10 protein-coding genes and 1 pseudogene are annotated in these 9,818 nt (G+C 58.0%); 8 read left to right on the top strand and 3 right to left on the bottom strand.

The window, feature by feature from the left end; all coding sequences use genetic code 11:
• Positions 1-30: 30 nt before the first annotated feature.
• From A2G06_09315 to A2G06_09305, 3 genes and pseudogenes are all read right to left on the bottom strand, one after another.
• Entirely contained in the window at positions 31-231 is a 201-nt protein-coding gene (locus A2G06_09315) for a hypothetical protein (GenBank protein ANA40458.1), read from the bottom strand.
• On the bottom strand, positions 204-728 hold the full coding sequence (locus A2G06_09310) for a hypothetical protein (protein ID ANA40457.1): 525 nt from the start codon (positions 726-728) through the stop codon (positions 204-206). Before A2G06_09310 ends, A2G06_09315 begins: the two co-directional genes overlap by 28 nt.
• Positions 725-2,352: pseudogene (locus A2G06_09305) on the bottom strand (AAA family ATPase). The gene A2G06_09310 and the pseudogene A2G06_09305 overlap by 4 nt, the downstream one beginning before the upstream one ends.
• 308 nt (positions 2,353-2,660) lie before the next feature.
• Here A2G06_09305 and A2G06_09300 point away from each other — a divergent pair.
• The 8 genes from A2G06_09300 to A2G06_09265 all read left to right on the top strand — a co-directional run bounded on the left by A2G06_09300 (position 2,661) and on the right by A2G06_09265 (position 9,792).
• Complete coding sequence (locus A2G06_09300) at positions 2,661-3,920, top strand: cytochrome C (GenBank protein ANA40456.1); 1,260 nt, start codon at positions 2,661-2,663, stop codon at positions 3,918-3,920.
• Positions 3,921-4,059: 139 nt separating this feature from the next.
• Entirely contained in the window at positions 4,060-4,875 is an 816-nt protein-coding gene (locus A2G06_09295) for an exodeoxyribonuclease III (GenBank protein ANA40455.1), read from the top strand.
• Between the two features lie 422 nt (positions 4,876-5,297).
• On the top strand, positions 5,298-6,344 hold the full coding sequence (locus tag A2G06_09290; GenBank protein ID ANA40454.1) for a transposase: 1,047 nt from the start codon (positions 5,298-5,300) through the stop codon (positions 6,342-6,344).
• A 189-nt stretch (positions 6,345-6,533) separates the two neighbouring features.
• On the top strand, positions 6,534-6,761 hold the full coding sequence (locus A2G06_09285; protein ID ANA40453.1) for a hypothetical protein: 228 nt from the start codon (positions 6,534-6,536) through the stop codon (positions 6,759-6,761).
• Positions 6,762-6,942: 181 nt separating this feature from the next.
• A complete protein-coding gene (locus A2G06_09280) occupies positions 6,943-7,434 on the top strand; it encodes a hypothetical protein (GenBank protein ANA40452.1) in 492 nt (163 codons plus the stop codon).
• 39 nt (positions 7,435-7,473) lie between these two features.
• The gene (locus tag A2G06_09275; GenBank protein ANA40451.1) at positions 7,474-8,220 is read left to right on the top strand and encodes a hypothetical protein; all 747 of its coding nucleotides are present in this window, start codon (positions 7,474-7,476) and stop codon (positions 8,218-8,220) included.
• Between the two features lie 322 nt (positions 8,221-8,542).
• Positions 8,543-8,905: a hypothetical protein gene (locus A2G06_09270; GenBank protein ANA40450.1), complete on the top strand. Its 363-nt coding sequence runs from the start codon at positions 8,543-8,545 to the stop codon at positions 8,903-8,905.
• Complete coding sequence (locus A2G06_09265; protein ANA40449.1) at positions 8,902-9,792, top strand: integrase; 891 nt, start codon at positions 8,902-8,904, stop codon at positions 9,790-9,792. Before A2G06_09270 ends, A2G06_09265 begins: the two co-directional genes overlap by 4 nt.
• Positions 9,793-9,818 lie beyond the last annotated feature (26 nt).

The following is a 9,818-nucleotide window of genomic DNA, read 5'->3' as shown; positions in this document are numbered from 1 at the left end:
GGGCGCGGCCGGACGGACAGCCGCGCCGGATCAGTGACCGCCGGAGAGGGGAACGTCGAAGGTGCGTCCGTCCTTGGAAAAGCGGACCTTGCGCTCGCCGATGGAGACGATGCGGGCGCCCGCCACCACGTTTCCTTCCGCAACCAGGGTGCCGTTCACCACGGCCCGGCGCAGACGCCGCTCATCCTGCCAGGCGATGCCCGTTACGGACAGGTCCGCGGGCTGGGCCACGGCAACGGGTGCCGGTGTGCTTGGGGCGCGTACCGCCGGAGCACTTTCTTCTTCCTCCTCGTCCGGGCGCGGTGCCGCGGGCACGGGGCGCGGAACAGCAGCCGCGGGTGGGGCAGGGACGGGACGCGGCGCCTCAAGGGCCGGAGCCGGTTGCGGCTGTGGAACCGGGGGCTGCGGCACGGGGGCCCGGCCGGCGCCGGCGCGGACTCCGTACCCTCGTCCTGGTACCCGGCCGTCAGCGGGGCCGGCCGGCCGGCGTCCCGGCGTTGTACCGCCGCCGTGCGCGTGGCGTCGTTGCCGCCCTTCAGTAACAGGCCCACTGCCAGTCCCGCCAGGAGGATCACTGTGGCGCCGGCCGCGAACAGCCACCGTTTCCGGCTGTCGGAGCGCTGCGCGCCCCGGTGGCCGAGCACGTCGGGACGGATGTTCTCGGTGGCCCCGCGCCGGGCTTTTCGCTCCTGCTCCATTTTTCTCAGCGCGTCAAGAATCAGGCTCATTGCGTGCTCCCCTTTGCTCCCGTAAGTCCCGGCGGGAAAAACCCGCCCGCCCTGCGGTAGAGGAGCGCCAGCGTTTTCTCCCCCGCCTTGCCGTCAGGTTGCAGCCCCTCGGACTGCTGGAAGCGACGCACCCCTTCCTCGGTAGCCGCATCAAAGTCGCCCGTGGGTTTTTCATCGTAGAAACCGGCCCCCTTCAGCAATTCCTGAAGCGGTTTCACTCCCTTGCCCCTGCTTCCCGCCCGGTCCGTAACGGTATTCCGTGGAAGTTCTTCCAGAACATCCAGGCCCGTCCCTCCCAGAACGCCTCGATCTCGCCGCGCGAAAGGGAATCTTTCCCCGCAACAGCCGGGACCACGGTGAACGAGCCGTTGTTCGCGGCCGTAAGGGTCAGGAACCGGCTGGTGCCGTCGGGAAGCTCCACCTGGAGCATCACCGGAGCGTCGAAATGCAGGATGTCGTCCAGGTTCCCCTTGATTTCCGTGGCCGTGAAACCGCGCCGTGCCGCCAGGGTGCGGATATCGTCGCTGCGCCCGGCCCGGTCGATGGCGGGTGCCTGCCATGCCCCCAGCAGGGCGTTGGCAGCTGTCAGCATGTTGTCCCCCACGGCCGTTGCCGCCAAAGATTTGCGGACAGCATCGCCGGTCAGGGGGGGCGGCTGCGGCGCCGGGGTCGGGGCAGGCGTTGCCTCTCCGGCCACGGCCGGGGGCGGTGGCTCCTTGTCCGTGCGGTTGAACAGGGCAACGCCGATGCTGATCGCCGCGGCCAGGGCCAGGAAATGCAGGGTCTTGCGGGGGATGGGAAAGCGCCGCCCTTCTTCCTGGCGCACGTCGATGATGGCCTCGGCCGCCATTGACGCGGTGATCTCCCTGCTGTCCCTGGTGTAGGCCAGCAGGAGCGCCCGGTCGCACACGGCATTGATCAGCCGGGGCAGCCCTTTGGAGAAGCGGTAGATCTTCTTCACGGCCCCAAGGGTGAACGCCACCGGCTCCCGCCCGCCGCCCGCCACCCTGATCCGGTGCCGGATGTACTCCCGCGTATCGTCGCATCCCATGGGCTCCAGGTGGTAGCGCACCGTGATCCGCTGGTTGAGCTGGCGCAGTTCTTCCAGCGCCAGCAGCCGCTTCAGCTCCGGCTGGCCCACCAGCACGATCTGGATCAGCTTGTCCCGCTCGGTCTCCAGGTTGGAGATGAGCCTGATGTGTTCCAGCACCTCGACGGAAAGATTCTGGGCCTCGTCGATCACCAGCACCACCGTGCGGCCGGCCGAGCTTTCCTCCAGCAGGAAACGGTTCAGGGCCTCCAGCAACTCGCCCCGCTCCGAGCTGGCGCAGGGGAGGCCGAACTCCCGGTTGATCCCCTGGAGCAGTCCCAGGGACGACAGGGTCGGGTTGAAGATGAGGGCGGTGCGGTGCGTGGCCGGGTCGAGCTGGTTGAGGAAGGTCCTGATCAGGGTGGTCTTGCCGGTCCCCACCTCGCCCGTCAGCTCAATGAACCCGGCATGGGTGTCAATGCCGTAGAGCAGGTGGGCGAACCCCTCCTGATGGTGGGTGCTCAGAAAGAGGAAATCAGGGTTCGGGGTGAGCGCAAAGGGTTGTTCGGTAAAGCCGAAATGGTCTCGATACATGGGGCACGAACATCGGCCGGAAAACTGCCCGGCGAGTAAAATAATCAGATTTTCAACTAGTTATAAAGTTCAAATCCCTGGATGTCAAGGAGTAATTCATTGGCGGGCCCGGACGGAGGGCGTTTGACAAAGGTTAATAATTATGTAGAGTTAACCTCTGCGGGCCCCGGCCGGACATGAGCGCCGGCAACAGGCGGACGGGAAAGGAGGGTGATACGGCGCCGGGGAAGGCAGGGATGCGACCGCATATTCCGGAAACCTGTCCGACAACGACATGGTCAGGTTCCACACAACAAGGGGGTACAGGGATGGTATCCAAGCGACTAATGGGGGCGGCGGCACTTCTCCTCCTGGCGGCAGGCGCCGCCGGCGCGGCAGGCTTGACCGTCAAGGAACAACTGGGCAAAGATATCTTCTTCGACACCAACCTCTCCATCAACGGCAACCAGTCATGCGCGGACTGCCACGCCCCCGAGGCGGGGTGGACCGGGCCCACCTCGGAAGTCAACGCCCACGGCGCCGTGTATGAAGGCTCCATTGCCGGGCGCTTCGGCAACCGCAAACCACCCTCATCGGCCTACGCCACCACCGCGCCCATCCTCAAATATATCCGTCAGGGCGGCGGCATGTTCGTGGGGGGCAACTTCTGGGATGGTCGCGCCACCGGCGAAAAACTGGGCAATCCTGCCGCCGACCAGGCTCAGGGCCCGTTCCTGAATCCGCTGGAGCAGGCGCTCCCCGACTCGGCCTGCGTGGTCCACCGGGTATGCACCGCCACCTACGGCACCGCCATGGACGCCGTCTGGCCCGGCTCGTGCGCCATCGCCTGGCCCGCTGACGTGGACACCGCCTGCGCCACCGAAGGGGCCTTCGTGAACCTGGATGCTCCCAACCGGGCAAAATCCAATCTGGCCTACGACTACATCGCCCTGGCCATTGCCGCCTACGAGGGCTCGGCCGAATCCAACGCCTTCACCTCCAAGTACGACGCCTTCCTGGCCGGCAAGGCATTCCTGACGCCCGAGGAGAGAAGGGGGCTCGCTCTCTTCAACGGCAAGGGCAAATGTGCCCGCTGCCACGTCAACACCGGCAAAAAGCCGCTTTTCACCGACTACACCTACGACAACCTGGGCGTACCGCGCAATGTCGAGAATCCTTTCTATCAGTCCACCTTCAATCCCCTGGGGGCCGCCTGGATCGACCTGGGGCTCGGCGGCTTCCTTGAGTCGCGCATCGATTACAGCCGATTTGCCAAGGCCAACCTCGGCAAGCACAAGGTGCCCACCCTGCGCAACGTGGACAAGAAAGCAGCCCCCGATGTCGTCAAGGCATTCGGCCACAACGGCTACTTCAAGAGCCTGAAGGAGATCGTCCACTTCTACAACACCCGCGACGTTCTCCCCACCTGCGCGCCCGGCTCCCCCGGCGAAAAGGTGACCTGCTGGCCGCTGCCCGAGCTGGCCCTCAACATGAACACCGCCGAACTGGGCAACCTCAAGCTCTCCGATGCCGAAGAAGACGCCCTGGTGGCCTTCATGAAAACACTCACCGACGGCTACCAGCCCTGACCGACCCGTCGCACCGCCCCGGACCGCCCGGTCCGGGGCACGTTTCCGCCCGCCTCAAATCTGTTCACAAACCAATGGATAATAAACCCGCAATCTGCTAGTGATACGAGCACAATTCCCCTTTGCGAGGTGACCCGGGATGAAACTCGTATCCTTCAACGTCAATGGCCTGCGATCCCGTCTCCATCAACTCGAAGAACTGGTCCGTACCCATCGGCCCGACATCATCGGCCTCCAGGAAACCAAGGTGCAGGATGCCGACTTTCCCCTGGCCGCAGTCCAGGCCTTGGGCTATCACGTGATCTACCACGGCCAGAAGACCCACCACGGCGTGGCGCTCCTCTCCCTCCAGCCCCCCCGTGACGTCCGGCTCGGCCTTCCCGGCGACGGCGACGAAGCCCAGAAGCGCTTCATCAGCGCCGCCTTCGATCTTCCCGCCGGGTCGCCCCTGCGGGTCATCAACGGCTACTTCCCCCAGGGCGAAAGCCGCGACCACCCGGTCAAGTTCCCGGCCAAGGAACGCTTCTACGCCGACGTGCTCGCCTACCTGAAATCCTCCTGCGACCCCGACGCCCCCCTGGCGGTCATGGGAGACTTCAACGTCGCCCCCGTGGACCCGGACATCGGCATCGGCGCCGACAACGCCAAGCGCTGGCTCCGCACCGGCAAGACCAGCTTCCTCCCCGAAGAGCGGGCCTGGTTCGCCGCCCTGCGCGACTGGGGGCTGCACGACAGCTACCGCGAGCTCTACCCCCACATCGACGACCGCTTCAGCTGGTTCGACTACCGCAGCCGCGGCTTCGAGTCCGAGCCCAAGCGGGGCCTGCGCATTGACCACATCCTCCTCACCCGTCCGCTCCAGCAAGCCTGCCGCGCCGCCGGCATCGACTACGACATCCGCGCCATGGAAAAGCCTTCCGACCACTGCCCCGTGTGGGTGGAGGTGGAAGTGTGATCAGCGCCTGAAACGCGGCTCCGAGGACGCGGCGTATAGGGGTTTTCCTGATTGAACGGGGATGGTAATTGATTTATGAAAGGGTGTTAGTGATGTGTGGGGAATTGATTCGGGTATGGGAAAGGTGGGGAGTGTTCCTGATCTCCCTCCGGAGCCGATTTAACGACGGTACTCCGCTGGGAAAGGTATATAGATGTAGATGGTCTCGGATAAGTAAAAAATGCAGACTTCCATCTACAAGTATATAGCCTGCCCCCATATAGATGTAGATGCTTCCATCTACATGTACTTGGTTATATATAGTTGTAGATAGCACACCCTAACGGGTGATTTACGGGATACTGTGTAAGGCCCCCTCTGGGCATACGGATTAGCGTATGCTGGACTTTGGCGAAACCCATTCTCCAAAGGAGGCCTTACACATGAGATTTTACACTAAGACTCACAAGTACTACTGCGGAATTGATCTTCATGCCCGAAAAAAGTACGTCTGCATTCTCGACTCGGAAGGGACCGTGCTGGTTCATCGCGAAATCAACTGCAATCCTGAGAGCTTCCTTCGCCTCGTGGCACCCTACCGGGAGGACTTGGTTGTCGGCGTGGAATGCATGTTCGCATGGTATTGGCTGGCAGACCTTTGCCGTAATGAAAAGATCGAGTTTGTGCTCGGTCACGCCCTTTACATGAAGGCAGTCCACGGTGGCAAAGCAAAGAGCGACAAGATTGACGCCCACAAGATTGCTGTGCTGCTCCGCGGCGGCATGTTTCCCTTAGCCTACGTCTACCCGCCGGAAATGCGGGCAACACGGGACCTCCTGCGCCGCCGGAACTTTTTCGTCAGAAAACGTGCTGAGCTTATGGCACACATCCAGAACACGGTAACCCAATATAATCTGGCTCCTCTTGGCATTGATCTCGGAGTCGAAGAGAACCGCCATGAAGTAGCTCAGCTCTTCCACGATCCGGAAGTGAGGAAAATTATCGAAATTGACGTTGCCATGATCGACGCCTTTGACGATGTCATCAATGTCCTCGAACCGGACATAGAAAAAACGGCCCGGCAACACAACCTGCATGCCCTCAAACTTCTGCGCTCAATCAACGGCGTGGGAAAGGTGCTGGGCCTGGTAATGCTCTACGAGATCCATGACATAAATCGTTTCCCGACCGTGCAAGACTTCTCTTCCTACTGCAGGCTGGTGAAATGTGCCCACGAATCAGCGGGAAAGAAAAAGGGGGTCGGCGGTTCCAAGATAGGCAACGTCCATTTGAAATGGGCCTTCTCTGAGGCCGCTGTGTTCTTCGTGCGCCACAATCCCCAGGCAAAAATCCTGATGGAGAAACTGGTCAAGATTCATGGCAAAGGGAAAGCGATTTCGATCCTTGCCCACAAACTGGCACGAGCGATTTTCTACATGCTGAAAAACAATGTGCCGTTCGACCGGGAAAAGTTTTTGGCAACGGCGTAAAGCTGGAGGGGACAGAGGCAGCTTAGTGCACAACTGGAGCCACACGAGCAAGCATGACCACGACCGTGAAAGACAACGAGGTGCGGCTGAGAACACGTACCGGTCGATTTGATGATGCTCAGGGAGCAAGTTAACGAGATTGGAGCCCTGTCCCGCTCCTTACATAACTGAATCTATTCTTTTCAGCTTTTGAATGTTCTGCCCCTCGCCGGAAACCGGGATCAACTGTGCCTCGCACCAGCGATGAGCACGCTTCATGAATGGGCCGGCCGAGGGAACGGGATAGTTTCTAAGCCGCGCAAGGAATGCCTTCGCAATCGCTGTAGCAGCAACAACCGCAGCGAATTGAGCTTTGATAAGAGTTTGGTGCAGGATTCTTTCCTGACCCAGTATTGGAAATCAAGTCAGAACGGATAAGATGTCGAGATAGATTCGTCAAAGAAAACGACTCAAAATCGGTTGGGCACCATTTTGCCTATTGACTGACTGGGGCCTTATAAGAGTTATGTGAATAGAAGCGGTTAATGCAGAAAAGGCAATAAAGGCCGGTCATCACGCACCCGGAGAGCCAGCTCAGGAAAAGGCAGAAGGAGTACCCATGACTTTTGAGGAATTTCTCAAAGTTATCGCTGAAATTAGTAAGTATCTTGCCGGAGGCACTATTGGCGGAGTCTTGGGCTACCTTCTGAAAACCCAAATTGACCACCGACTGGCTATCGCCAGAAATTATGAAACCCTCAGAGTCACAGAATTTAACAAAGCCGCTGCCGTTTTCCGCGCCGAGTTTGTAAACGAGATTTTCATGCTCAGGAAGAATATTGCCTCTGGAAATGAATTTGTTAACCGAATCATTACGAATGAAACAATCATAAGGCATGAAAAAGCGAGAATTATATTTGGTCCCTTCATCGACACGCCCGACTTGGGCGGATTCAACGAGGCATGGGAAAAGTACAAGAACTGCGAATACGACTATTTTTCTCAGGCACAAACGTATAACCCCGCCAACATCACAAACAGAAAAGAGTTTAGTCAGTTTTATCTGGATCATATAGAAAGTCTCCTGAAGTTTGCCAAGCCGAAGGGATGACATAACTCTCGCATAGACACGGACGCTTACGCGCCGGTCATGCTCATACACGTTGAGCAAAACATGGAGATGAGAATGAGCAAACGGATAAACTACTTGGCTGCTTGTCTGATAAGCCTGATGTTGCTTGCGAGTGGATGTGCAACAAACCACGGGACAAGAATTGACAACATTCCTATGTACGGCCAACCGAAAGTTGAACGCCCTGAATTTCTGAAAAAAGCTGATGATGATTTTGTCAAACAAGCCTCCGGTGGCTTCGGTAGCCGTGAGGCTGCAAGCAAGGCATGGCATGCACAAGCTGAAAAATTTATGCAAGAAGGTAACGTTGACTATGCCATGAGGCGATACAATCAGTCTTGGCTGCTCAACCCTAACAATTACCAACCCTACTGGGGGTTCGCTCGGGTCGTAGCGGAACAAGACAAGCTTGATGATGCGATTGAATATTTAGAAAAAGCGAAAAGTCTCTGTGACGATAATTTTCAAAAGGTAGCCTTACTCGCCGATGCTGGAACAATCTATTCATACAAGGCTGACAGCATTCCTAAAGACAACCTCAATGAACGGGCACGCTATTTCACTCTCGCAAATCAGAATTTCATCGAAAGTACAACTCTCGACCCCAAATATTCCGACTCCTGGCTTCGCTGGTCGCACTCTCTGTTCAGAGAAGGTAAGTATGCTGAGGCGTGGGAAAACCTGAAAAAGGCCAGATCGCTTGGCGCAAAGGAAAGTACGGTATTCCTGAAAAGTCTAGAAGAAAAAATGCCTGAACCGAAATAAGAAGCAAATGCTCAACACAGCCATAGACTCCGACTCCCTTCGGTCGCGGGTCATGGCCGGCCCCGTTAGCTAAGTAAAGAATATAGTATTGCGGAGGACTCATGTCTGACTTCGACAATTTGAAAGTTGAAGCAAAATTCCGAGACGCAATAGGTGAAGAACGAAATTTTTCAAATCTAAATTCAATTACTGAATTTTTCCAAAAAGAGCAGACCTATTGGTCAGAGGCATTAGGGAAATTAGGTAATAATGAGGTGTATGGCGGCCCCGGTTTTCTTGGACACGAAAATGAGGTAAATCTACGTGTTCAAGGAGGTCGTCAATGGAAAAGGATGTCAGTGTCTCCGGTGCGGCGGAAGGAGAGCGTAGCTCGACTGGAGCAGCACCGGAAGTCAAACGTTGGAGCGCCAACCGCAAAAAGGAGGTTGTCCTGCGGTTGATGCGCGGTGAACCAATCGATGCCTTGTCCCGTGAGTTGGGCATCGAAATCTATCGCCTGGAAGAGTGGCATCAGAAAGCACTCCAGGGAATAGAATCTGCTCTCAAGGCTCGTGAAGGTGATCCGTTGGCGGCAGAACTCGATGCAGCCTTCAAGCGCATCGGTGAGATCACCATGGAAAACGAGCTCCTCCGGGAGAAAGCGAGGCGTGCCCACCCTTTGGCCCAGAGGAGATCGAAGAAATGAGCGCTACGATCTCCCCTGCCACCGGTAAAGCCTACGGCGTTCAGCGCGTCTGCCGTGCCTGGGAAATGCCCCGCTCGTCGTTCTATAGCCGCCAAGGCAGAAAAACCCTGCCATCGGTATTGCTCAAGCGTGGCCCGAAAACACCGCTCACTGACGACGAGGTACTTGCTCTTATCCGAACCGATCTGGAGACATCCCCCTTTATCGGCGAGGGGCACCGTAAGGTCTGGGGACGCCTACGCTTCGTCAAAGGGATCAAAGTCGGCCGCAAGCGGGTGCTGCGTCTCATGCGGGAGAACAACCTGCTCTCTCCTCACCGGGTTGTTCAGGGACAGACCAAGAAGCACGACGGCAAGATCATCACGGCGGCTCCCAACGTCATGTGGGGTACCGATGGCACCAGGATCTTCACCCTGGAAGAAGGGTGGTGCTGGTTGTTTAGCGCCGTGGAGCACTGGAACGCCGAGTGCGTCGGTTGGCATGTGACCAAGAATGGCGATCGGTTTGCCGCATTGCAGCCGCTCTTCATGGGAATCAAGGCCCGTTTCGGCTCAGTCGGAGCTGCTGCTGCCCGTGGGCTGGTACTGAGGATGGATCACGGCAGCCAATACCTTTCGGAACATTTCCAGAACCAGATCAAGTTCTGGGGAATCGCCCCAAGTTTCTCGTTTGTTGCCGAACCGCAGACCAACGGGGTGACGGAACGGTTCAATCGGACTCTCAAAGAACAGGTCATCTATGGCCGCCACTACCGCACAATTGAAGAAGTAAGGACGGCAGTAGCTGACTTCATGGATCGTTACAACCGGCTGTGGCTGGTTGAAAAACTCGGTTTCAGAAGCCCACGACAAGCTTTCGAGGAGTATCAAGTCAAGAAGGCTGCGTGACTCTTATCTTGTGTCCAGGGTACCGG

The sequence above is a fragment of the Geobacter anodireducens genome, assembly GCA_001628815.1.
GTDB lineage: Bacteria > Desulfobacterota > Desulfuromonadia > Geobacterales > Geobacteraceae > Geobacter > Geobacter anodireducens.
This window is presented reverse-complemented; position numbering and strand designations above follow the sequence as displayed.